This is a genomic window from Sphingobacterium sp. T2, from assembly GCF_000814685.1.
GTDB lineage: Bacteria > Bacteroidota > Bacteroidia > Sphingobacteriales > Sphingobacteriaceae > Sphingobacterium > Sphingobacterium thermophilum.
This window is the reverse complement of the sequence record NZ_JXAC01000093.1, coordinates 1-24,617: the sequence shown is the minus strand read 5'-3', so window position 1 is coordinate 24,617 and position 24,617 is coordinate 1. Positions and strand designations below refer to the sequence as shown.

Sequence of the window (24,617 nt, the reverse complement as noted above, 5' to 3'; positions counted from 1 at the left end):
ACCAAAATCACAAAAAAAAACAAAATTGAATATCCCGTTGGTCGACAGCTCGTTCAACGCATCCGAACCAAAAGCTATCGTCACCAGCATACCCAAAGCAACATAAATCACGATGATGAAAAGCCCGTACAGCAACGCCTGAGAAAATCCTTGGGCATGAGACCCCGAACGCTTGGTGAAAAAGCTCACCGTAAGAGGAACCATAGGAAAAATACAAGGCATGAAGAAAGCAGCAAAACCACCGAGAAGTCCAGCAATGAAAATCCCCCACAGCGAAGAATCCTGAACATCAGACTCCATAACGGACATAGACAAGCTCTGTTCGCCCTCTAATGCTACGGTATCAACCTCCTCAACAGAACTATCCGATCCATCCGTGAACTCCAGCCCCTCCACATCAATAAACCCCGTATTGGTGTCCAGCTCCGTACCATCCGTATACTCTAGGCCTTCTACATTGATGATCGTATCCTGAGCATCTACAGTAGAAGAGAAAAAAGCTGAAATTATAAGAAAAAAAGAAATCAAATAGATTTTCATTATACGATAACATTAAACAAGTAAGATGTAAAAATAAAAAAAGGCAGTCTAAAAACTGCCCTTTTTCTATATAATACTACAAGAATTTACTTAATTGTTACTTGGAAATTATATTCATCAGGCGGCAAACACTGATTTTTATCACAAGCCATATATTCAACCTTTCCACTCACACGGGCTTGCTTGCCGTTTAATTTTATCTTTTGTTGGAAGATAACTTCATTCGTGAAATAAGGAACGTTCATTTTAAATACTTCCTCATATTTAGTCTTAGGCTTCACGCTTTCCACCACTTTACCGTTCAAAGCATATTCTTTTGAGTTTTTGAACGAAAAGGTTGTAGGCAGTGGTCCCCCATCAGGAACATTCTGTCCGTAAATATGCCATCCGTTTTGAATTGTCGCTTTGATGTTTACAATAGCTTCTTTGCTGTTAATTTTTTTAGCCGCCACAGACCATTTTACCGGATTTTGGATCTGCGCAAATGCTGCAGATACAGTCATCACTACAGCCGCAATTAATAAACCAATTTTTTTCATAAAATATTTGTTCTAGCTAATCTTCTTTGCTTTTAAGACTTTCTTACCTCTTAAAAGTTTAACGCAAAGGTCCGTTTAATTTTAATAATCTACAAGTAATTACTTTGTTATAGTATATAAACAATACCTTTTAGGTCAACTTTCTTCAGCTGTCCTTCAAGCAATATTTGCAGCAGCCCATCTTCTTCCACCCTTCTGATGACACCTTTCATTCTCTTTCCTTCATACAGGAAGTCCGCCTCCGTGTCACGGAGGAACAGCCTGCGATTATATAATTCCAACATCTCGTTTCGACTGATTTCCAGCCTCTGCAAATAACGTTTCAACCCACCCTGTATTTTGACGATAAAATCAACAAAATCCACCTTTAGATTAGGATTTTCCAACATCAAAGATGTAACTTTATGGTGAATAGTATCGGGAAAGTTCTTTTGAAATACGTTAATGCCTATACCAATGATACTATGCTTAATATATTTGCCGGCGAGCTGCATTTTCAATAAGAATACCACCCAGCTTTTTACCATGGAGAATGATATCATTAGGCCATTTGATATGGTAATCAGCAGGGAACACGCTTTGTAAGGCGTCTACCACAGCAAGGCTGGTGATAACGGTGAGCCAAAACTGCTGCTGTACAGTCCACTGATGTGGACTTAGAAGGATGCTGACGGTCAGATTCTGGTTCGGTTCACTGACCCACACATTGCCCCGTTGTCCTTTTCCTGCTGTCTGATTTTTTGCCATTATGGCAGTAAAAGGTTCCAATGGCGTGGATTTTGTCAATAAATATTTCAAATAGTCATTTGTAGAGGAAACTTCCTCAAGAACAATTATGTTTTTTGGGCCAGAATCTTCGAAAAATGTGTTATTTTGCAATTGAATTAATTTTAAAGTGACAAAGTAAAACTATAATATTTCTTAATGAGTAAAAAGAAAAATTCAGAATTGTCTAGCAAATTGGCAGATGTCGTAGTAATGGGTATGCAGGAGAAGAAAGCCAACGACATCGTGAAGATGGATATGCGTGAAGTAAACAGTACACTTTCTGATTATTTTGTGATTTGCAATGCGGACAGCCATATTCAAGTCAACGCAATAGCAAAAAGTGTGGAAGAAGAGGTGTATAAAGCGTTCGGCCAAGATGTATGGCATAAAGAAGGAGAGGGTAACGGAGAGTGGATTTTATTAGATTTTGTTGATGTAGTAGTTCATATTTTTAAAACGGAGGCACGCGAGAAATACCGCATCGAAGACCTATGGGGTGATGCTAAAAGCGAACATTTCAAAAGTGCCTAATGAAGGTTGTACAATAGTAAGTTACGATAATTTATAATAGAAAAAAATACCAAGTAAAAAGGTAACTCCAAATCCGCCGAAATTCAACATGATATGGTTGTTTATAGCAGCCATAGCTGGATTTATCGCATTAAATTTTTTCTACGGTGTAAGTTCGACCAAGGAAATTTCTTACGAAAAATTTGAGAAGGAAATGCTCCTTGCCGGGGATGTGGAAAAGCTCGTAGCACTTAAAAATGGAAGTGTTTACGAAGTAGAAGTCTATATAAAACCCGAAAAGCTTAAAGACAATCCAAAATATAAGGAGGTAACTCCTACAGACAGCAGGCTGGCTCTCACCTTAAGAGGACCGCAATACTTCTTCACCGAAGGATCGGCAGACATCCTCAACCAAAAGTTGAGCGAGTCACAGAAGCTACTTCCTGAAGATACGCCGCGCGTCCCTATTCAGTGGGGAGAGCGGACAAACGCTTGGGGAGGAATTATAGGATATATTCTTCCTTTGGTGATTATCATCGCCGTATGGATTTTCCTTATGCGCAGAATGGGCGGTGGTGCTGCCGGAGGTGGACAGATATTTAATATAGGGAAATCGAAGGCCCAGCTGTTTGATAAAGAGTCACAGATAAATGTCACCTTCAACGATGTCGCAGGCCTTGAAGAGGCTAAAACCGAGGTGATGGAAATCGTAGACTTCTTGAAGAATCCTAAAAAATACACAGAGTTAGGAGGAAAAATCCCTAAGGGAGCACTCCTAGTTGGGCCTCCGGGAACGGGTAAGACCTTATTGGCCAAAGCTGTAGCCGGCGAGGCTCAGGTGCCTTTCTTCTCCCTTTCAGGTTCGGATTTCGTAGAGATGTTTGTCGGTGTGGGAGCTTCTCGTGTACGAGATCTCTTCAAGCAGGCCAAGGAGAAAGCACCATGTATCATCTTTATCGATGAGATTGACGCCATCGGCCGTGCTCGGGGTAAAAACTCTATCATGGGCGGAAATGACGAACGTGAAAATACGTTGAACCAACTGTTGGTAGAGATGGATGGTTTCGGCACCAACTTAGGTGTAATTATTTTAGCTGCAACAAACCGTCTTGACGTATTAGACCAAGCCTTACTTCGTCCCGGTCGTTTTGACCGTCAGATTTCTATCGACAAGCCGGACCTTATAGGCCGTGAACAGATCTTCAATGTACATCTCAAACCATTGAAACTCGCTCCGGATGTAGATGCAAAAAAACTTTCAGCACAAACCCCCGGATTTGCGGGTGCTGAGATTGCCAACAGGTAYAGTAACGAGGCTGCTCTGATTGCTGCAAGAAAGAGCAAAACATCCATTGACATGCAAGATTTCCAAGATGCCATAGATCGGGTCATCGGTGGTCTGGAAAAGAAAAATAAAATCATCTCTCCGGAGGAAAAGAAAATCGTGGCCTACCACGAAGCGGGTCACGCCATCGCCGGCTGGTTCTTAGAACACGCCGATCCTTTGGTGAAGGTGTCCATAGTACCTCGTGGGGTTGCCGCCCTAGGATATGCCCAGTATCTGCCTAAAGAGCAGTTCTTATACACTACCGAACAGCTTATCGACAGCATGTGTATGACCATGGGAGGTCGTGTGGCAGAAGACATCACCTTCGGAAGAATCAGCACGGGCGCACAAAACGACTTGGAACGCATCACTAAGCTTGCCTATGCTATGGTTGCCGTGTACGGTATGAACGAAAAGGTCGGCAACGTTTCATTCAATGATAGCTCTGAGTCGCAGTTCCATAAGCCTTATTCCGAACGCACGGCAGAACTTATCGACGAAGAAGTTCGTCAGCTTATAGCCAACGTATATAAGAGAACAAAAGAGCTGTTGCTGGAAAAACAAGAGGGTTTGATAAAAATAGCGGAAAAGTTGCTGGAAAAAGAAATCTTATTCCAATCGGATTTAGAAGAGATTTTAGGAAAACGTCCTTTCAGCCACCGTACCACCTACGATGAATTTGTCAACGGGGGAGCGGACGGCGGAGGAGTCCCGCAAACAGAACTTCCACTACCTCCGATTCCGGAACAAAGTGGTACACCCGAAGTGAATCCCTCTTCCGTAAATAATGAAGAAAATTAATAAATAAGGTGTATCTTAGGATACACCTCTTTTGTTTAGATAAATGAATATACGAAACACGACCGCTAAAGAGAGAATGCTGAAAAGCATAAGACAAGCGTTATTGCAGAAAAGAGATAATCCTCATCCCGATTACGAAGATTCACAGCTTTACAAAGATGAGGAGGAAAGTTTAGATGTAACCTTTGCTAGAGAGCTCACCAATGTGGCAGGTCATTTTGTCTATTGCGACGGAGAAATTCAGGTTATCGAAAACCTTATCGCTCTTGTCGAAGAACTGGGGGTAAGTAAAATTTTCGCATGGGAACAAGAGATAAAAAGCCTTCTAAACACTTACGGATTTCCTTATATATCTTCAGAAAACGGATTTGAGCAGGCTGAAGCGGGCATCACAGGATGTGAAGCACTGATAGCCCGCAACGGCAGCATTATGATTTCCAACGCCAACCTTTCGGGAAGACGCCTAAGCATTTACCCTCCTATACACATAGTTTTTGCCAAAGCATCACAACTGGTCATGGACATCAAACATGGATTTACCTTACTCAAAGAAAAATATGGTGAATCCCTTCCTTCCATGATTTCCATGATCACAGGACCGAGTCGTACAGCAGACATTGAAAAGATGTTGGTTTTGGGAGCTCATGGTCCTAAGGATTTATATGTATTTCTAATAGAAGACATGATTTTAGGCCAATGATTCAACAGTATCTTTTTTATACGCCGGTAGCAAGTATAATTTTCGTCCATCACTATTGCAGCCAGTCTTTATACCTTTTCAAATCAGCACCTTTATGGTAAGTTGATGCTGCATCCTTATGCCATTGCACGTGATCGACGCAAGTTATATACTATAGTTACCAGTGGAATCATCCATGCTGACTGGGGGCACCTGCTCTTCAACATGATTACCTTCTACTATTTCGGCTTTGCTCTGGAACAGTTTTTTGTAGCCTCCAGCGGAGCTCTTGGCCACCTTTACTTTGCTTTGTTGTACATCATAAGCCTTATACTTAGCGATATCCCTACCATCGTTCAGCACAAAAACAATCCGGGATATTACAGTCTTGGTGCTTCGGGAGCCATTTCTGCGGTCCTGTTTTCATTCATCTTATTCCAACCTAAAGCCATGCTGGGCATATTCATGATTATCCCCATGCCGGCGTACCTCTTCGCGGTATTGTATCTAGGATACTGCATTTGGGCTTCTAAAAATGCTAATGACCGCATCAACCATGACGCTCACCTTTTCGGAGCACTGTCAGGCCTTATCCTTACTATACTGCTTTATCCGTGGATAGTACGCCACTTTTTAGGACAGTTTTAATTAGCCAGCCCAGTTTTCACGGTCCAGACTACGGAACTGTATGGCCTCTGCAAGGTGTTGGTTGTTTATGTCTGCCGAATCTTCCATATCGGCTATGGTGCGTGCAACCTTCAGAATACGGTCATATGCACGAGCAGAAAGACTCAGCCTCTCCATAGCTCTTTTGAGGAGCTGTTGTCCCGACTCGTCAATCTGACAGACCTCCCTCACCATACGAGAGCTCATCTGAGCATTACAGTACACCTTTTCATTTCCCGAAAAGCGCTGTGCCTGTCTTTCTCTGGCCTTAATGACGCGCTCACGGATGCTCTTGCTACTCTCTGCCTTGCGTGAGGAAGAAAGCTCATTAAATTCTATAGGTGTGACTTCAACATGTAAATCTATACGGTCCAATAGCGGACCAGAAATTTTGCTGAGGTAGCGTTGCACCACAGCTGCCCCACAGATACATTCTTTCTCCGGATGGTTATAATAGCCACAAGGACAAGGGTTCATCGCCGCAATGAGCATGAAACTGGCCGGATAATCTACCGTAAACTTGGATCTGGAAATCGTAATGTTACGTGACTCCAACGGCTGGCGCATGACTTCCAACACCGAACGCTTGAATTCAGGCAGCTCATCCAAGAAGAGAACACCATTATGGGCTAAAGAGATCTCTCCGGGCTGGGGGTGTGTTCCTCCGCCGACCAAAGCTACATCGGAAATAGTATGATGCGGAGCACGAAATGGTCTGGTAGTCATCAGGGAGCCCGCAGCGGGAAGTAAGCCTGCCACGGAGTGGATCTTCGTCGTCTCCAAAGACTCTTCAATGGTCAATGGAGGCAGTATGGTGGGCATCCGCTTGGCCAGCATCGTCTTTCCAGCCCCAGGTGGACCTATTAAAATCACATTATGGCCTCCAGCAGCGGCAATTTCCAGTGCTCTTTTGATATTTTCCTGTCCTTTTACATCCGCAAAGTCCATGTCATAGTTGTCAATATTCCGTTCGAACTCTTCCTGAATATTGACAACGGTAGGAGCAATAATTCTGTTGCCATCAAAAAAATCGACCACATCCTGGAGACTTTCCACACCATAAATCTCTAGGTCAGAGACAATGGCAGCCTCCTTAGCATTCACTGATGGAAGGACAATACCTTTGAATCCATCTTTCTTTGCCTGCACAGCAATAGGCAATGCTCCCTTGATGGGTTGTATCATGCCGTCCAACGAGAGCTCTCCCAAAATAATATATTGCTGCAGCTTGTCCTCATGAAGTTGACCGGAAGCTGCCAGAATACCTACCGCGATGGATAAATCATAAGCGGATCCCTCCTTACGTATGTCCGCCGGCGCTAGGTTGACGACAATCTTTTGTCTAGGCATCCTATAACCAGTAGCCGTTATCGCACTTTCAATACGTTGTAAACTTTCCTTCACCGCATTGTCCGGTAAGCCTACAATATAGTATTTAGTCCCCGTCGAAACATTCACCTCCACCGTTATCGTCGTCGCTTCAATGCCGTAAACAGCACTACCAAAAGTCTTTACCAACATAACGTGTGAACATTTTAGGTTAGCTACGGATAGTCAATTTTTGTATTAATTTAATAAAATCCGAATGGAAATAAAAAGTCAACTTTTTCCTTTTCCATTTGTATGAATGACAGTTGGTGCCCTTTGGTCTTGTTTTTGCTAATTATTGAGAAAGGACATATTTTTCGATAAAAAATATTTTTATTTTAAACGTTTTTGCTTTAATTAGTGTTATATTAATAAAGACAAGTAAAATAAATCAACAATATGAAAGATAGCGGAAAAGTAGTAGTGGCTTTATTAGCCGGAATGGCAGCAGGAGCTGTATTAGGTCTATTATTTGCTCCAGAGAAGGGATCAGATACAAGAGATAAGTTAAATGAATCACTTTCTGATTTGGGAGAGGCTATAAAGGAAAGAGCAGAACAACAGATTGATCAGCTTAACGACCTGAAAGAAAAAGTTTTAGCAGCTGTAAAAGCTAAAGCTTCTAAAGTTGAAGAAATAGTAGATGACGAAATCATCGAACACGCATAAACAGTATGTCAGCTATCTACAAGCGGCTGCTCTGCCGCTTGTAGATTAAAAGATTTGTAGATGGACGAACCAAAGTTTTCTTTTTCCGGCAGCTTTCAGAAAACCAAAGAGTATATAGATACTCAACTTGAGATTCTGAAGCTTAAAGCTATATCGAAAATATCACGTATAGTGGGAGCTATCATTTTGGATATTACCAAACTGGTACTGACTCTCGTTATAATCTTCTTTTTGTCCCTAGCTTTAGGATTCTGGCTGGGTGAACTGTTAAACAGTAACGCTCTAGGCTTCTTGGTTACAGGAGCTATCTTCATTATAATTTTGGTTATCGTTATGCTATTAGAACCTAAGCTGGAAGCCAAATTCATGGACATTACCATTAAAAAAGTATTAGGGAAATGGAATGAGGAAGAAGGTTTTATCAGCAGATGGAAAGTGAAGAATTTGAGAATAGAAAGCAAGCCGAGGAAGAGCAAAAAAAAGCCAATGCTACCGTAAAAGAAATGTTTGAAACTGCAGTAGATGATGAAGATAAAAATTAAACAATTCCGAAGAGCTGAAGAAAGAACTGTTGCGTCTTACCCTTTTGAAGAAAGAGCAGGAGGCATATCTTGCTCAACAATATACATTGCTGAAAAATAAGGTAGAAACTCCTGCTCGAGTTTTCAATGCTGTAGTTTCCAATGTTCCTGGCGTGGGAATGATTAAAGGCCTGTTTTCCACTTCCGCTTCCGGAGGAGGCAAAACGTCAGCAAGCAATAAATCGGATTGGCTTACCAAGGCTTCTCAAATCGTCCTGCCTTTGGTGCTTAACAGAACCTTACTCAAAAAAAGCGGATGGTTAAAAAAAACACTGGTACTTCTTGCGTCGGAAGGAGCAGCCTCGCAGATTAACAAGGATAAAATTTCTTCTGTAGTAAATAAAGTTGCTGACTTCATTCGTCCTAAAAAATCCTCAAAGAAGAAGCATAAAAATATCAACCCCTTGGAAGAAGAATCTGAAGACAGCAACCTTAGCATTCCGCCTCTAAGTGAGACGTATTAACAGTATTTCTTTTTAAAATCTTCGTAAGCTAATTTAATCCCTTCCCGAAGGGATATTTTATGTTTCCACCCCAAGCTGTGCAGTTTGGAAACATCCATCAGCTTTCTTGGTGTGCCGTCAGGCTTCGAGGTGTCGAATGTTATATCGCCTTCATAGCCCACGATTTCTTTGATTAGGTAGGCCAAGTCTTTGATTCTCAAATCTTCCCCTACCCCTATATTGACAAACTGCTCTCCATCGTAGTGGTTCATCAAAAACACACAAGCGTCTGCAAGGTCCGAGGAGAATAAGAATTCTCGCAATGGAGTTCCTGTTCCCCAGATGACCACTTCAGGAGCTCCCTTTTCCTTTGCTTCATGGAAACGTCGGATTAAGGCCGGCAGTACGTGTGAATTTTCGGGGTGATAATTGTCATTATAGCCATACAAGTTTGTAGGCATTACCGAAATAAAATTACAGCCATATTGCGCTCGGTAGGCTTCACACATCTTTATCCCCGCAATCTTGGCTATAGCATATGGTTCATTGGTAGGTTCCAAAGTGCCTGTCAGAAGATATTCTTCCTTCAAGGGCTGGGGCGCAAATTTGGGATAGATACACGAAGAACCTAAAAACATAAGCTTCCTTACCTTATGCTTGAAAGACTGATGTATCACATTGTTCTGGATAGCCAGATTGTCGTATATGAAATCTGCTCTATAGGTATTGTTTGCGACGATTCCACCCACCTTTGCTGCTGCCAAAAAAACATATTCCGGCTTTTCTGTTCTAAAGAATTCCTCCACAGCTGCTTGGTTGCGAAGGTCCAGCTCCTGAGAAGTACGAGTTATCAGATTGGTGTATCCTTCCTTTTGAAGATGATTGTAGATAGCTGAGCCCACCATACCGCGATGCCCTGCCACATATATTTTTGCGTTCTTTTTCCACGATAAATAGTTGAATTACTGCAAATATAAGGTTAATTTTGCGACTTAATTGAAGTTATGGGTAAGGATAAATTAAGAAAATTTGCAGAGGTAGCTACATTCAAAAATGTAGTACAGCTAGATGCGGGAAAAGATTATAAAGGACAGTGGGCTTCCAAATTCTTTGACAACAATAACCCTGTCATTTTGGAATTAGCGTGTGGAAAAGGTGAATATACGGTAAATCTTGCCAAACTATTTCCTGATAAAAATTTCATCGGCATTGACTATAAAGGCAACCGCATTTGGCGTGGAGCAAAGACAGCGTTGGAAGAAGGAATTGACAATGTAGGTTTCCTACGCATCCAAATCGAAACGATTTTGGAGCATTTCGATGAAAATGAAATTTCAGAAATATGGATTACTTTCCCTGACCCACAGCCTCAACAAAGCCGTGAAAAGAAAAGATTAACCCATCCAAGATTTTTGGAACGTTATAAGTTTATCCTCAAAGAGGATGGCATATTGCATCTAAAAACCGATAACGATGGATTTTATGCCTATACTTTAGAACAAATAGACAACTTGGGATATCATAAAATCAAAGAAACAACGGATTTATATAATTCGGATTTGGTGGATGAAGTCCTATCGATTAAAACCTATTACGAGAAAAAGTATTTGGCCGTAGACAAAAATATCAACTACGTTCAGTGGCAGTTCAACAAATAATCCAATAAAAAAACTCGACTAATGATAGTCGAGTTTTTTTATTTTAAAGTTTTCAGGAAAAAGCCTTTTCGGTTGAATACAAGGCTCTTATGTGGGTTATCAAAGATAGTCAAGTAACGATTTGGTAACGGTGCTTATTGCTTTGCTTTTCAACACGTTTCCGTTAGCTCACAGCAAATATACAAAATTTATTATTCTCAAAACCATACAAAGGATTTTAATATCCGATTATTACACTTGGCAAAACAGGACAAGAAAAAAGGGCTTTTATTAAACCCTTTTTACGCTGTACAGATATAGCAAACCCTACCTACCGTCCTGCTCGTCCATTTTTTTGATAAGGCTTTCTTTAAGGCTGTCAAGGAATTTAGTTCTGTTCATTTTTCGGGATTTGAGTTCTAAAAACGTGTGATAGAAATCTCCCAAATCAACATTAAAAGTGCTTTCAAAGACTTTGACGATAGGTTTAATATCTGCATTGGCGTTATTGAATATGCCTTGTGAATGTAGTGCATAAATCAATTCGGTTAAAGCGGTCTTGCTACCTGTCCAATGCAGGGTTGTCGGTTTGTCGCTTGTGGCTGTTTTTGATAGTTGGTCTTCGAGGTAGTCCTGTATCAAATCATTGGCAATAATCTTTGCTACTTTGTAATCGTGGGAAGTGGAAAAACTGTGGTCGGTTTCAAAAAATAGAATGTGTCCAAACTCAATTGAACATTGTGCTTGCCACGAACAAAATAGGTGTGGTCAAGATAAGTGCTGTCGGTTCTGTAATAGCTGTAAAACGCCATATTGTTATCAAAAAACCTTTTGAGCTTTGATAATTCTTTATTGAAATATTCTTCCAAAACTTCTTTTCCGCCATAAGGTCTTTTGGCTTCAATCTTATACACAGCATTGTAATAAATGAGCTTTGCAACGATGGTAGGTTTCTGATGTTTGAAAAAACGGATTTCTTCGTCTTCATCGCTGAACCCTGTTTTTAGCACATATTCCTTTAATTCGGATAGGCATTCTACAATAAGAAGTATAACAGCTTCTATCCGTTGTATGGAGCAATCAGCTTCAACCTCCAATTCGTTGACTGTTGTTTTTAACCTATGTAATGTTTCGTTGTAAAATTTCTTCATTCGATTATTTTGAAATGTTTAAGCGCACTATGAGTAGTGAATTGCCAACAGCGCTGTTCCCTCATCAAAAACATCTGTCATTTCAACGATGATGATGATGTTGGTGTTGATGGTGCTGAAAATTACCTATATAATGATGATAAATATGACGGACAACAGCAAAAATTAGGAATATCAATATGGCAGAGAGGAAAATCAGCATTGTCCAATTAAGTATTCGGTGATGCAATCTTTCTACCCTTTTTACAGGCTTTCTTGATTGAGAAATATGCCGATTGGGGATATATTTCTTTTTTCGTTTTTTTCTTTTTCCTTTTCAAAACTCATAAATTGAAGGGGTTTAAAATTTCATTCGCTGTATTCTTACCGCATTCAAAATAGCCAATAACGCCACGCCAACATCCGCAAAAACAGCTTCCCACATTGTCGCCAATCCACCTGCTCCAAGTACGAGTACAATAGCTTTGACACCGAAAGCCAAACCGATATTTTGCCAAACGATTTTCTTTGTCTGTTTACCGATGTTGATTGCCATAGGTATTTTACTTGGCTTATCGTCCTGTATGACCACATCTGCGGTTTCGATAGTGGCATCACTCCCTAATCCACCCATTGCGATACCTACGTCGCTCAATGCCACAACAGGAGCATCGTTTACACCATCGCCCACAAAAGCAACGCTTTCGCCTTTGGCTTTGATGTCTTTAACTCTGTTTACTTTGTCTTCGGGCAATAAATCTCCAAAGGCATTATTGATACCCAATTTTTCTGCAACAAATTTTACTACCGTAGCTTTATCGCCACTCAACATTGTAGTTTTTACATTGAGTGATTTTAGTTTTTCAATCGTAATTTGGGCATCTTCTTTTATGGTGTCTGCAATAGTGATATAGCCTACAAATTTTTTATTCATAAGCCACTGCAATTACTGTGTAAACAATGCTATTCGGGTCAATGTCATAAGTGATAGAAAACTTATTCATCAGCTTAAAATTTCCTACCAAAAGTTCTTTTCCGTTTACATTGGCTTTTAATCCGTGTCCTGCTATTTCTTCTACATTTTGCAATGGGATATTATGGTTTACAGCACCAACATATTCTTGAATGGCGGTTGCTACGGGGTGTGTGCTATGGCTTTCCAAAATGTTGACTAATTCCAGAATTTCAGCTTTATCAAATTCGGGATTGAAGTTGATATCCTGAACCTTAAAAACGCCCTCTGTCATTGTACCTGTCTTATCCATCACTACGTTTTGAATATCGGAAAGAGCATCTAAAAAGTTACTTCCTTTGAACAGTATTCCATTTTTGCTCGCAGCACCAATACCACCGAAATAACCTAAGGGAATGGAAATAACCAACGCACAAGGGCAGGAAATAACCAGGAATACCAAAGCCCTGTACAGCCAATCTCTAAACTCATAATTTTCCACAAAGAAATAAGGCAGTAGGCAAATGGCTATGGCTAACAGCACTACAATAGGCGTATAGATTTTTGCAAATTTCCGGATAAATAATTCCGTTGGTGCTTTTTGTGCAGTGGCGTTTTGCACCAATTCTAAAATCTTGCTCAACTTACTGTCGGTGTATGCGGTCGTAACTTTTACCTGCGATACGGTGTTGAGATTTATCATCCCTGCCAAAACGGTTTCGCCTTTGTTTTTTGTATCTGGTTTGCTTTCGCCTGTTAAAGCCGATGTATTGAAAGATGCCGTTTCGGACAACAGTTCTCCGTCTAAGCCTAATTTTTCTCCCGGTTTAAGCTGTATAATTTCGCCAACGGCAACAGTTTCTGCCTTTACGGTTTGCGGTTCATTGTTTTTTAAAACGGTTACTTCATCGGGTCTTTGGTCAAGCAAAGATTTGATGTTTGATTTTGCCCTCGAAACAGCCATTGTCTGAAAAACTTCGCCAACGGCATAGAACAACATTACCGCAACGCCCTCGGGATATTCGCCAATGGCAAATGCCCCGATAGTTGCAATGCCCATCAAAAAGAACTCCGAGAAAATCTCGCCTTTGCGAATACTCTCAACGGCTTCTTTGAGTACGGGCAGTCCAACAGGAGCATAAGCCACCACGTACCAAATAGTCCGTACCCAATCGGTAAACCACGTCTGCGGAAACCAATTATCCATTGCAATACCTGCAAGCAACAGCGCAAGGGAAATAATGGCGGGAAGAAACATCTTGAAAACATTGTCAGTATCTCCTGAATGCGAATGGTCGTGTCCGTCATCATCACTGTGGTCGTGATTATGCCCGTCATTTTTGTGATGCCCTTTTACCAATTCCTTAGCACCTGCTTTGGTGTAGATTTTTTCTTCCTGTGTGCAACAAGTCATTTTGCCTTGTGCATCGTAAGTATGCTTGTGATTTTTGTCTGTATTTATCATAGCCTTTATTTTTTTAGGTTCGTTACCCTTTTATTTCTTATTCTTTCCACGTTATTATTCATTATATGCCTCACGGTATGCTGAAAAGCAAATCGCTTAAACGCATTTAGCTTTTGCTGATGCTTAGAATAAAATTCATCGGGTGTATCAAAAACGCCAAAGTCCTGATTGATGCCTTTATCCTGAATAAACGTATTGTTGAGGTTCCATTCAATCGGCGGGTTCTCAAAATTATCGGTATAAACCCCGAAACCGCAGAAAGTGGTTTTGCAATCGCTATTCTGCTCCTGCAATTTTGTGAGGTACGGTTTATCCAAAATCACACCCTCTAAAAAATACCATTGCTCGTTTACCCAAACTTCAACCCAGCTATGCAAGATATTCTTAGGCGATAGTCTGTACCAAATACCTGTAATAGCTCCTTTCTGCAATGCCTTGTCAATGGTAAAGCCGTGAATACGGTTAGGTACATCTGTTGCTCTTAACAAAGCCATTAATAAAGTGGCTTTTGTGTTGCATTGTCCGTACCCGTCATTCAGCACCTGCGATGCGGAAATATAATCAGAAACATTATAGCCAAACTTTATTTCGTCCCGTACAAAATTGTAAATGGCTTGAACTTTGGCAACGGTGTCCAAGTTTTCCCACCCTCTCTGCTCCAATAGCTTTTGTATGGAAGCATTGGAGTAGTCAAGGATTTTTGTTTCTTTAAGATAGGTGTCCATAACACTTTTATATTTATAACAAAGTTACACAGGGAGAGCCTGCTATGCTATTGCAAACTCTCCTTTAAACAGTTTTCACAAATTCCCTTACCAAATAATTTTAGTTCGTCGATACGGTAATTCTGACTTCCATTCTGCGGTATTATAAAATCCTCCTTACAGGTTGTCTGCTTACAAATCTTACAATAGAAATGTAAGTGCCAATCCTTGTGTGTATTTTCATCACACCCATCGTGGCACAGAATATACTTGACCGTAGTGTTCTCCTGAATACTGTGTACAATGCCTTTTTCTTCAAAAGTTTTCAAAGTCCTGTAAATCGTAACCCTGTCTGCTTTATAAAAATGGCTCTCAATTTCAGATAAGGACATTGCTGTCTGCTGTTGCTCCAAGAAGTCGTACACCAATATCCGCATACTTGTCGGATTGGTGTTCTTTGACAACAGCTTCTGTTCAATGTTTTTTTCTCATTATCCAATGTTTTTTAGTGAGCGTGGGCGTGTTCTCCCGAATCATCCATTTTTGCATTCACAAAAAAACGCGCCTTTTACCACGATATGCGCACCGTGCGGAATTTCACTTACAGGTGTAATTGCCGTATAACCCAATTGCGTAGCACCTTTAACGACTTCCATTCTTACAAATTGAGTTCCTTTTTCAGAACCGTGGTTATGGTCGTGAGCTTCGCCCTCTTTATGGTCGTGAGCTTCTTCTTCCCGCTCCTTGACCAAAAAGATGTAATACTTTCCGTCTGCATTGACAATAGCATCGTTGGGTACAGCCGTACTTAATACATCATCTAAACTTACCATTCCGGTTATACTCATTCCGTCAATCAATCCTGCTTTATCTCCTGTAATCTTGCTGTGAACAGCAATAGTTTTACTCTCTCCGCTAAAGGATGAGCCGATACTATAAACTTCGGCAGAATAAGTCTTATTGGGATTGTTGGTTACGACAAAATCTATTTTCTGACCTATTTTGATTAAAGGAATATCCTTTTCATACACCTGTAAGTCCAAGTGCAGGGCTGTGTTTTCTATGATTTCAGCAATAGGCGATGACACATCTACATAGCTTCCGATTTTGGCGAAAACATTGCTCACAGTACCGCTTATCGGACTTGTAACGACCAACGAGGATTTAAGATTGGAATTTGACAGGGAAGCCGGATTAATGCCCATCATTTGGATTTGTTGTTGTAACGATGCTTTTCGTGTTCTCAACGTGTTCAATTCGGTAGTGGCACTTTGCAGGTTTTTCTTTGCACCTGCATTTCCCTCGTTCAGCTCTCTTTGTCTTGCCACTTCCTGCTCTGCAAATTCTATCCGGCTATTGATGCTTAGGTATTCTTCCTGCAATTGTATGAATTGCGGATTGGAAATAGTAGCGATAACCTGACCTTTCCTTACGAAATCGCCTATCTCCACATTAAGGGATTTGATAACACCACCAAACAACGAGGTTGCATTCGCCTTGTTGCTGTTGGGAACTCTTAATGCTCCATTGGCTTTCAATGTTGCGGATAATTGCTTCTGTTCAATTGAACCGATTTCAATACCCACCGCTTTCATCTGCTCATCGGTCAGCACTGCAACATTTTCTTCTTCTTCTTCGTGTTCGTCCGTTGTTGTTTCTGCTTCCGTTCCGTGATTATGCCCATCGCCCTCTTTATGATTATTTGTACAGGCGTTGAAAGCAAAGAATGCTACGAGGACAAGAACGCTAAAAACTATATTATTTATGATACGTTTCATATATTGTATTATTTACTGATTAATGAATGGATAAGCGTTACAGCCTCATTGATTTGCTGTATGCTCTTTAAATAATTAAGCTGAATGTCTGCTGTTGTCTGCAAGGCAAATAGGTACTCCACATAAGAAATATCTCCGGTACTGTACCCCAGCTTTGCAGCATTGATAATCTCATCAGCATTGGGAAGTGCCTGCTCCTTGAAATAGGTAAACTGCGCTACATATTGTTCGTATTGTTTCAAGGCGTTTGCCAATTCCGTTTTAAGCTGTTGTTCCTGCCATTGCGCATTTAATTCCAATGATTGTTTCTGATAATCAAGCGAGCGAATTTTTGCTTTGGTGGTTGTAAAAATGGGGATTGTAATACCTACATCAACAAAACTAAACCGCTGTCCTCTGCCATAAAATTGCTCTACACCATTTTTACTGTGCATTCCTATCAGCGATATGTTATTATAGCCGAACGTAAAATCAGGCAGGCTGTTTGCCCGTTCCAATTTCTTGTTCTGTTCGGCAATTTTCGCCTCTTGGTACAATAGCTGGATGCTCGGATGATTTGCAACAGCCGAACTGTCAATGAAAGAACTTAACAGCAATGGTGTATAATCCGGTTGAGGTTCTATTAAGAAATCTTCCTGTGTCTGCATCAGATTTTTAAGGCTTTGATAGGCGTTCTGCCTTAAAACCTCGTTTTGCTGGAGCAATAAATTGATTTCCCTCTGTTTGGTAACAGCAGTACTGACTTCAATCCGCCCTATATCTCCGGTTTTATAACGCAGTTCCGCCACACGGATAAAGTCTGAATAAATACTATCAAGATACTTTAAAACCGAAGCGTTATGCTCCAAATATTCCAACTGATAATAATAGGTTCTTACCTGCTTTTTCAGTTCATTTTCTGTAAGTGCCTTCGCCCACTGCTGACCTTTTACCTGCTCTTTGACAAGGTTTTTCTTCGCCCCAAAGAGTGTCGGGAAGGGAATGGTCTGTGAAATTTGGAAACCGTCATTATATTCAAATCCGTCTGTGTTTCCATATTGGAAGTTTACATCGGTCTTCGGTAGTTCATACGCCGTCTTGCTAAGGCTTTGGGCAGATTGAATATCCAAATTTTTGGAACGTAGCTGAGGGTTATTCTCCATTGCTATCTCGATAGCTTTATCGACATTTATCGGAGTTTGTGCCTTACCGCTTTGAGAGAAACCCAAGAACACAAACAGCAACAATACAGGTGTTATGGCTTTCGTTTTATTGTTTTTCGGAGGTTTTTGGTTTCTCATAAATACAAAGTACAGCAATGGCAGAACGAACAATGTCAGGGCAGTTGCCGAAATCAGTCCTCCGATAACCACCGTTGCCAATGGTTTTTGTACTTCTGCACCTGCACTTGTACTTAATGCCATTGGTAAAAAGCCTAAACTTGCCACTGATGCGGTCATCAATACGGGTCTTAGCCTTGTTTTAGCTCCCTCGATTATCCTCGGAACAATCTCATTCCAGCCCTCTTTTTCCAACCTGTTGAACGTGGCAATCAGTACGATACCGTTCAGAACGGCGACACCGAACAGGGCGATGAACCCGACACCTGCCGATATGCTGAATGGCATATCCCGAATTAAAAGTGCAAACACACCTCCGATAGCACTCATCGGGATAGCGGTATATACCAAAATGGCTTCCTTGAACGAATGGAACGTGAAATACAGTAGGATAAAAATCAGAAGTAGTGCGATAGGTACTGCAATCAGTAATCTGTCAGTAGCTTTTTGGAGGTTCTCAAACTGACCGCCATAGGTAAAATAATATCCTGTCGGTAGCTTAACCTGTTCAGCCAACTTATCCTGAATTTCTTCTACAACACTTGCTACATCCCGCCCTTGTACATTAAATCCGATATATATCCTTCGTTTTCCTCCTTCACGACTGATTTGTGCGGGCCCTAATTTGTAATCAATGTTTGCAACCTGTGAAAGCGGTATTTGGTCGCCGTTTGGTAGTGGGATAAACAGATTGCTCACATCCTCAATGGAACTGCGGTGGGCTTCATCAAGCCGTACCACCAAATCAAATCTTCGTTCGTTTTCATAAATCACACCTGCTGATTTACCTGCGAACGCAGTGCTGACAATATCGTTTATTTCCTGTACATTCAAGCCGTAATTGGCTATTCGGGTACGGTCATATTCGATATTGATTTGGGGAAGACCTGCTACCCGTTCTACCTGCGGAGCAGTCGCACCTTCTACTGTTTGAATAATAGCATTCACTTTATTGGCATAAACCAACAAACTGTCGAGGTCTTCTCCGAATATCTTAACGGCTACATCCTGCCTGATACCTGTCATCAGTTCATTAAACCGCATCTGTATCGGCTGATTGGCTTCAAAGAATACACCGGGAATAACTTTAAGTTTCTCCATCATTTCATTGGAAAGCTCGTCATAGGATTTTTTTGTTTTCCATTCGTCCTGCGGTTTTAGGATAATCATCAGGTCGGTGGCTTCAGGAGGCATCGGGTCTGTCGGTACTTCGGCAGCACCAGTCTTGCCTACGACCATTTTCACTTCGTCAAATTCCTTGATTATCCTTGATGCCTGCATAGAGGTTTCCAGACTTTGGCTAAGCGATGTTCCTTGTGGCAGGATACAGTGGAAAGCAAAATCGCCCTCGCCCAATTTTGGCAGGAACTCTCCGCCCATCCGTGAAAATAGAAATATACTTATGGTAAACAGCCCAACGGCAACCGCAATAATCACATATTTTATCCGAATGGCTTTTTCTAACAAAGGCTTATAAACCCCTTGAAGATAGTCCATCATTTTGTCTGAAAAATTCCTTTTGGTAATCGGTTTTTTAGACAGACACAAGGCACTCATCATCGGGATATAGGTAAAGGACAAAATCAAAGCTCCCAAAATGGCGAAACTTACGGTCTGCGCCATTGGCGTAAACATTTTCCCTTCTATACCGACCAAAGTAAGGATAGGAATATAAACAATGAGGATAATGATTTCTCCAAATGCGGCACTCGTACGGATTTTTCTTGCAGATTCATACACCTCCTCGTCCATTTCTGCCTGCGTAAGTTTTTGAGTGGATTTCCGTAAGCCCAAATGATGCATTGTGGCTTCAACAACAATCAGCGAACCGTCCACTATCAATCCGAAATCAATAGCTCCCAAACTCATCAGGTTGGCACTTACGCCAAATAACCTCATCATTCCCAATGCAAAAAGCATTGATAACGGTATAGCTGATGCGACGATTAAACCTGCCCTGAAATTCCCTAAGAAAATAATCAATACAAATATTACGATTAATGCACCTTCAATTAGGTTTTTTTCGACAGTACTTATCGCTCTATCTATCAGGTTCATTCTATCCAAATAGGGTTCTATGACCACATCATCAGGTAGAGATTGTTGGATAACCGGTATTTTTTCTTTGATGTTTTTTACAACTTCAGAGGTGTTTTCTCCCTTCAACATCATTACAATCCCACCCACAGCATCTACTTCGCCATTATAGGTCAATGCTCCGTACCGGGTTGCGTGACCAAATTGTACTTCTGCCACATCTTTGATAAATACCGGAACGCTACCTGTATTTTTAACGACGATATTTCCTACATCTTCCAATGAAGTAACCAGACCAATCCCGCGAATAAAGTAAGCATTGGGCTTCTTATCGATATATGCACCTCCGGTATTTTGGTTGTTGTTTTCGAGGGCGGTAAAAATATCGGAGATACTAACGCCCATTGCCTTGATACGGTTAGGGTCAACAGATACCTCGTATTGTTTGAGCAAACCGCCAAAACTATTGACCTCCGCAACCCCCGGTGTACCATAAAGCTGTCGGGCAACAATCCAGTCCTGCATTGTACGCAAATCCATTGCGGAATATTTATCCTCGCTTCCTTTTTTGGGGCGGAGAATATATTGGTACACTTCGCCAAGACCTGTACTGACAGGAGCAAGTTCAGGCGTTCCGATACCCTCCGGTATCTGTTCCTCCGCTTCTTTCAGTTTTTCATTGACCAATTGCCGGGCAAAATAAATATCTACATCATCTTGAAATACAACGGTCACAACGGAAAGTCCAAACCTCGAAATACTTCTTATTTCTTCCACTTTGGGAAGATTGACGATGCTTTGCTCAACGGGAAAAGTAACCAATTGCTCTACTTCCTGTCCTGCCAATGTAGGGCAGAGTGTAATAATCTGAACCTGATTGTTTGTAATGTCAGGTTGGGCATCAATGGGGATTTGCTTGGCACTCCATACCCCCCAAATGATGAGAAACAAGGTCATTAATCCTATAATGAACTTATTCTTTATAGAGAATTTTATAATACTATTTAACACTTTTATTGTGATTAATGGTGAATAATTAATGATAAATTGCAATGATTATAAATTCGGGAATACGAAGTATGACCCAAAAACATTCAGCTTAATGCTGTAAGCAAAAAGCAATAATCATTAAAACACTAAAAATTATGCATTAATCTTTGGCGGTTGCCAAATTTTCCCGAAGTAGCAGGGGATAAAGATAGATTTGTAATATATTTCAGGCTTAGACAGTTCAAAAGTCTTCGCCTTAACTAAGTTATATACATTCCATTGAAGCACTATGCCCGACACCATTCCACAACAATCGCATAAACAAAACGGGCTGCACATATCAGGTTTTTCCTGATGGTCGTGGCTTGCTTTATGGGCTAATTCTTCTGAATGGTTATGGTTTTGAAAACTCTCCTTTTCATACATATCGGTACACGGCATTAAAAATACCGCCATCATATAAATTGCCAATATGGAAAAAAAGACTTTCATATTCTTTTGCAAAGTTAGTAAAAAAGTAATGCAATGGCATTGCATTGTTTATTGCAATCGTCTCTTTTTCTTCTTCATCCGTTTAGCAAATGTTTCTTCTTTATAATCCACGCCTTGTGCATCAGGTAAAAGGCTGAATAATCCTATATCGAAATTCTGAGAATGTTCCTGTGGGATAAACTCAAAAAGGTCTTTCGTTGGTTGTTTGTCTATTGTATTCGTTTTGGAAAGAGGGTTATCCTGTGTTTTCAGTTCGGGTTTGTTGCCGTTGTTCCACCAATCGTTAAAAACATTTGCAGACAGGTTTCTGTCTAACTGTGAACCATTCCATACACTACGGCTCTCGTGGTCAATGAAAGTTACTCCGTAAATCCGTCCGTTGTCGTTTCTGCGAACAATCGTATTAATACCGTGTTCGGTCAATTGTTTTCTAAATTCTATTTCGTTGCTTTTTTCTGCTTTTTACCGCATTACCAAAAAATCATAAAAAGGCTGTAAAGCCTTTATTTACAACCGTTTTGCCTGTTATTAATCTTTAATGTATTTTTACTGAAACTTTATTTTATAAGCTCCGAAATTCTTATTGAAATTTCTTAGCGTTGATTTTACGTTCGTTTTCTGTCAAGTAAATCTTACGCAAGCGGATAGATTGAGGTGTCACTTCAATATATTCATCGGCTTGAATGTATTCCATACATTCTTCCAAGGAGAATTTAATTGCCGGAGCGATACGTACGTTCTCATCCGACCCTGAGGCGCGCATGTTGGTAAGCTGTTTTGCTCTAGTCACATTTACTGTCAGATCGTTGTCCCGAATATGTTCTCCGATGATTTGACCTTCGTACACTTCCACTCCTGGATCGACAAAGAAGCGACCACGGTCCTGCAGCTTATCTATAGCATAAGCTGTTGTAGTACCGGTATCCATAGAAATCAATACGCCTGCAAGACGTCCTGGGATTGGTCCTTTCCAAGGCTCATAACCTTTAAGACGGTGTGCCATCACTGCTTCACCTGCAGTGGCGGTAAGCACATTGTTACGCAAGCCTATAATTCCGCGTGAAGGTATAGAGAATTCCAAGTGCTGCATTTCTCCTCTTGCCTCCATCACCAGAAGCTCTCCCTTACGTTGTGTTACCAACTCGATAACTTTACCCGAAACATCGGAAGGGACATCTACCACAAGCTCTTCGATAGGTTCACATTTAACGCCATCGATTTCCTTGATGATTACTTGAGGTTGCCCAACTTGCAGCTCATATCCTTCACGACGCATAGTTTCTATCAATACTGACAAGTGGAGGATACCACGACCGTATACTAACCAAGCGTCAGGAGATTCTGTAGGAACCACACGCAAGGCTAAGTTTTTCTCCAATTCTTTTTGAAGACGGTCATAGATATTACGAGAAGTTACCAATTTACCTTCTTTACCATAGAACGGTGAGTTGTTGATAGTAAACAACATGTTCATTGTGGGTTCATCGATGCTGATAACTTCCAATTGTTCAGGATTTTCGAAGTCAGCTATCGTATCACCGATTTCGAAGCCTTCAATACCTACTACGGCACAGATGTCTCCTGCATGTACTTCAGGGACTTTGATGCGTCCTAAGCCTTCGAATACCTGTAATTCTTTGACACGAGATTTTACCACCGTACCATCTCTTTTTACCAATGACACGGGCTGGTTTTCTTTAATCGTTCCACGTGCTACACGCCCTATAGCGATACGACCTACGAATGTAGAGTAGTCTAATGAGGTAACCTGCATTTGTAAAGTACCTTCCGACACTTTAGGAGCAGGGATATGTTCTATAATAGCTTCCAACAAGTCGGTGAAGTCTTTCGTAGGTTTTTTCCAATCCGTAGACATCCATCCTTGTTTTGAAGAACCGTAAAGTACAGGGAAGTCTAGCTGCTCTTCCGAAGCTCCGAGGCTGAAGAAAAGGTCGAATACATTTTCGTATACTTCTTCCGGACGACAGTTTTCTTTGTCTACCTTATTTACTACAACGATAGGTTTAATTCCCAAGGCTAATGCCTTACCTGTCACAAAGCGGGTTTGCGGCATCGGTCCTTCGAAGGCATCCACCAACAGAACTACCCCATCTGCCATCTTCAATACACGCTCTACCTCTCCACCGAAGTCGGCGTGGCCCGGCGTGTCGATGATGTTGATTTTAACATCCTTATATTTTACGGATACATTTTTAGATACGATAGTGATACCACGCTCACGCTCCAAATCGTTGTTGTCCAGGATTAATTCCCCAACATTTTCATTCTCTCTGAATTGGTTTGTGAAGTAAAGGATTTTGTCTACTAGCGTAGTTTTACCGTGGTCAACGTGTGCGATAATCGCGATGTTTCTGATATTTTGCATTGAGCGATAATGTGTTAATAAAAAATTGAGGTGCAAAGATAATGATTTTGCACCTCAGTTTTAGCATTTTATGTATTATTTTTTCTAACTATTCAAATTAATAATCAAACAGTTAGCTCTAAACTTCTCTTTGTAACAAGGATATCCTTCTACTCTCTACATACAACTTACTTAATCACACCCAGTTGTTTTCCCACCTTGGTGAATGCAGCAATAGCCTTATCCAGATGCTCTTTGTCATGAGCTGCAGAGATTTGCACGCGTATTCTAGCTTTGTCTTTCGGTACCACAGGATAATAAAAGCCTATAACGTAGATACCTTCTTCCAGCATCTTAGCGGCAAACTCCTGCGCCAGCTTTGCGTCATATAGCATTACAGGAACTATAGGATGGAATCCCGGTTTGATGTCGAAGCCGGCTTCAGTCATTTTTTCTCTGAAATATTTGGTATTGGACTCCAATTTGTCACGCAGGTGTGTAGTCTCACTCAACATATCCAATACAGCCACAGAAGCTCCTGCGATTGCTGGTGCTAATGTGTTGGAGAATAAGTAAGGGCGTGAACGCTGGCGAAGCATGTCGATGATTTCCTTACGCCCGGAGGTGAAACCTCCTGAGGCGCCGCCTAACGCTTTTCCTAAAGTACCGGTGATGATATCCACTCTGTCCATCACGTCGTACAGTTCGTGTGTTCCTCGTCCGTTTTTGCCGATAAATCCCGTGCAGTGTGATTCGTCAATCATCACCAATGCTTCATATTTGTCGGCAAGGTCACAGATCTTGTCCAATGGCGCTACGGCACCATGGATGGWGCCGTAGCGCCATTGGACAAGATC

General features: G+C 41.1%; 22 protein-coding genes and 3 pseudogenes. 9 read left to right on the top strand and 16 right to left on the bottom strand.

All coding sequences use genetic code 11. The features are described 5' to 3' along the window. The 4 genes from SD31_RS07220 to SD31_RS15195 all read right to left on the bottom strand — a co-directional run. Nucleotides 1-540, bottom strand: a 540-nt coding sequence (locus SD31_RS07220) for a cytochrome c biogenesis protein CcdA (RefSeq protein ID WP_039053639.1), incomplete at its 3' end; no start/stop codon positions are given. A gap of 86 nt (nt 541-626) precedes the next feature. Further along, nucleotides 627-1,079: a protein-disulfide reductase DsbD domain-containing protein gene (locus tag SD31_RS07215; protein ID WP_039053638.1), complete on the bottom strand. Its 453-nt coding sequence runs from the start codon at nt 1,077-1,079 to the stop codon at nt 627-629. 107 nt (nt 1,080-1,186) lie between these two features. Next, nucleotides 1,187-1,606: a hypothetical protein gene (locus SD31_RS15200; RefSeq protein WP_197053591.1), complete on the bottom strand. Its 420-nt coding sequence runs from the start codon at nt 1,604-1,606 to the stop codon at nt 1,187-1,189. Further along, nucleotides 1,548-1,865, bottom strand: coding sequence for a biotin--[acetyl-CoA-carboxylase] ligase (locus SD31_RS15195; RefSeq protein ID WP_231561276.1), 318 nt, complete (start codon nt 1,863-1,865; stop codon nt 1,548-1,550). Before SD31_RS15195 ends, SD31_RS15200 begins: the two co-directional genes overlap by 59 nt. A gap of 138 nt (nt 1,866-2,003) precedes the next feature. Between SD31_RS15195 and rsfS the strand changes: the two genes are divergently transcribed. The 4 genes from rsfS (at nt 2,004) to SD31_RS07190 (ending at nt 5,812) form a co-directional block, all read left to right on the top strand. After that, a complete protein-coding gene (gene rsfS, locus SD31_RS07205) occupies nt 2,004-2,378 on the top strand; it encodes a ribosome silencing factor (RefSeq protein ID WP_039053637.1) in 375 nt (124 codons plus the stop codon). Between the two features lie 88 nt (nt 2,379-2,466). Continuing rightward, the gene (ftsH, locus tag SD31_RS07200; RefSeq protein WP_052258752.1) at nt 2,467-4,485 is read left to right on the top strand and encodes an ATP-dependent zinc metalloprotease FtsH; all 2,019 of its coding nucleotides are present in this window, start codon (nt 2,467-2,469) and stop codon (nt 4,483-4,485) included. 76 nt (nt 4,486-4,561) lie between these two features. After that, complete coding sequence (locus SD31_RS07195; RefSeq protein WP_231561275.1) at nt 4,562-5,185, top strand: lactate utilization protein C; 624 nt, start codon at nt 4,562-4,564, stop codon at nt 5,183-5,185. 105 nt (nt 5,186-5,290) lie between these two features. Then, nucleotides 5,291-5,812 (top strand): rhomboid family intramembrane serine protease, encoded by a 522-nt coding sequence (locus SD31_RS07190; protein WP_156138257.1) that lies wholly within the window; start codon nt 5,291-5,293, stop codon nt 5,810-5,812. On the opposite strand, the gene SD31_RS07185 is transcribed toward SD31_RS07190, so the two are convergent. After that, a complete protein-coding gene (locus SD31_RS07185; protein ID WP_039053635.1) occupies nt 5,813-7,351 on the bottom strand; it encodes a YifB family Mg chelatase-like AAA ATPase in 1,539 nt (512 codons plus the stop codon). It lies immediately after the preceding gene. Nucleotides 7,352-7,597: 246 nt separating this feature from the next. Between SD31_RS07185 and SD31_RS07180 the strand changes: the two genes are divergently transcribed. The 3 genes from SD31_RS07180 (at nt 7,598) to SD31_RS07170 (ending at nt 8,912) form a co-directional block, all read left to right on the top strand. Continuing rightward, the gene (locus SD31_RS07180) at nt 7,598-7,867 is read left to right on the top strand and encodes a YtxH domain-containing protein (protein WP_039053634.1); all 270 of its coding nucleotides are present in this window, start codon (nt 7,598-7,600) and stop codon (nt 7,865-7,867) included. Between the two features lie 60 nt (nt 7,868-7,927). Further along, the gene (locus tag SD31_RS07175) at nt 7,928-8,365 is read left to right on the top strand and encodes a phage holin family protein (RefSeq protein ID WP_082021860.1); all 438 of its coding nucleotides are present in this window, start codon (nt 7,928-7,930) and stop codon (nt 8,363-8,365) included. A 73-nt stretch (nt 8,366-8,438) separates the two neighbouring features. Continuing rightward, entirely contained in the window at nt 8,439-8,912 is a 474-nt protein-coding gene (locus tag SD31_RS07170; protein WP_231561274.1) for a hypothetical protein, read from the top strand. On the opposite strand, the gene SD31_RS07165 is transcribed toward SD31_RS07170, so the two are convergent. Continuing rightward, nucleotides 8,909-9,814, bottom strand: coding sequence for a GDP-L-fucose synthase (locus SD31_RS07165; RefSeq protein WP_316929801.1), 906 nt, complete (start codon nt 9,812-9,814; stop codon nt 8,909-8,911). The two genes, SD31_RS07170 and SD31_RS07165, sit on opposite strands and share 4 nt — an antisense overlap. A gap of 81 nt (nt 9,815-9,895) precedes the next feature. On the opposite strand from SD31_RS07165, the gene trmB reads away from it, so the two are divergent. After that, on the top strand, nt 9,896-10,549 hold the full coding sequence (gene trmB / locus SD31_RS07160; protein WP_039053632.1) for a tRNA (guanosine(46)-N7)-methyltransferase TrmB: 654 nt from the start codon (nt 9,896-9,898) through the stop codon (nt 10,547-10,549). A 306-nt stretch (nt 10,550-10,855) separates the two neighbouring features. Here the strand turns inward: trmB and SD31_RS07155 are convergent. After that, nucleotides 10,856-11,679 (bottom strand): annotated as a pseudogene (locus SD31_RS07155) (RteC domain-containing protein). 36 nt (nt 11,680-11,715) lie between these two features. On the opposite strand from SD31_RS07155, the gene SD31_RS16570 reads away from it, so the two are divergent. Then, entirely contained in the window at nt 11,716-11,892 is a 177-nt protein-coding gene (locus SD31_RS16570) for a hypothetical protein (protein WP_156138256.1), read from the top strand. 127 nt (nt 11,893-12,019) lie between these two features. On the opposite strand, the pseudogene SD31_RS07150 reads toward SD31_RS16570, so the two are convergent. The 9 genes and pseudogenes from SD31_RS07150 to SD31_RS07110 all read right to left on the bottom strand — a co-directional run. Beyond that, nucleotides 12,020-14,075, bottom strand: a pseudogene (locus SD31_RS07150) (heavy metal translocating P-type ATPase). Nucleotides 14,076-14,080: 5 nt separating this feature from the next. Further along, nucleotides 14,081-14,800: a transglutaminase-like domain-containing protein gene (locus SD31_RS07145; protein WP_039053631.1), complete on the bottom strand. Its 720-nt coding sequence runs from the start codon at nt 14,798-14,800 to the stop codon at nt 14,081-14,083. Between the two features lie 47 nt (nt 14,801-14,847). Further along, entirely contained in the window at nt 14,848-15,243 is a 396-nt protein-coding gene (locus tag SD31_RS07140; RefSeq protein WP_231561273.1) for a Fur family transcriptional regulator, read from the bottom strand. 69 nt (nt 15,244-15,312) lie between these two features. Beyond that, nucleotides 15,313-16,557, bottom strand: a complete 1,245-nt coding sequence (locus tag SD31_RS07135; RefSeq protein ID WP_231561272.1) for an efflux RND transporter periplasmic adaptor subunit — start codon at nt 16,555-16,557, stop codon at nt 15,313-15,315. Nucleotides 16,558-16,565: 8 nt separating this feature from the next. Further along, nucleotides 16,566-20,924, bottom strand: coding sequence for a CusA/CzcA family heavy metal efflux RND transporter (locus SD31_RS07130; protein ID WP_082021859.1), 4,359 nt, complete (start codon nt 20,922-20,924; stop codon nt 16,566-16,568). 132 nt (nt 20,925-21,056) lie between these two features. Further along, complete coding sequence (locus SD31_RS20775; RefSeq protein ID WP_039053628.1) at nt 21,057-21,395, bottom strand: DUF6660 family protein; 339 nt, start codon at nt 21,393-21,395, stop codon at nt 21,057-21,059. 48 nt (nt 21,396-21,443) lie between these two features. Beyond that, a pseudogene (locus SD31_RS07120) lies at nt 21,444-21,845 on the bottom strand (relaxase); the annotation flags it as partial. Between the two features lie 130 nt (nt 21,846-21,975). Then, nucleotides 21,976-23,781 (bottom strand): translational GTPase TypA, encoded by a 1,806-nt coding sequence (gene typA, locus SD31_RS07115; protein WP_039053626.1) that lies wholly within the window; start codon nt 23,779-23,781, stop codon nt 21,976-21,978. A gap of 167 nt (nt 23,782-23,948) precedes the next feature. After that, nucleotides 23,949-24,617 (bottom strand): aminotransferase class I/II-fold pyridoxal phosphate-dependent enzyme (locus tag SD31_RS07110; protein WP_039053625.1); only part of this gene is annotated, 669 nt, incomplete at its 5' end.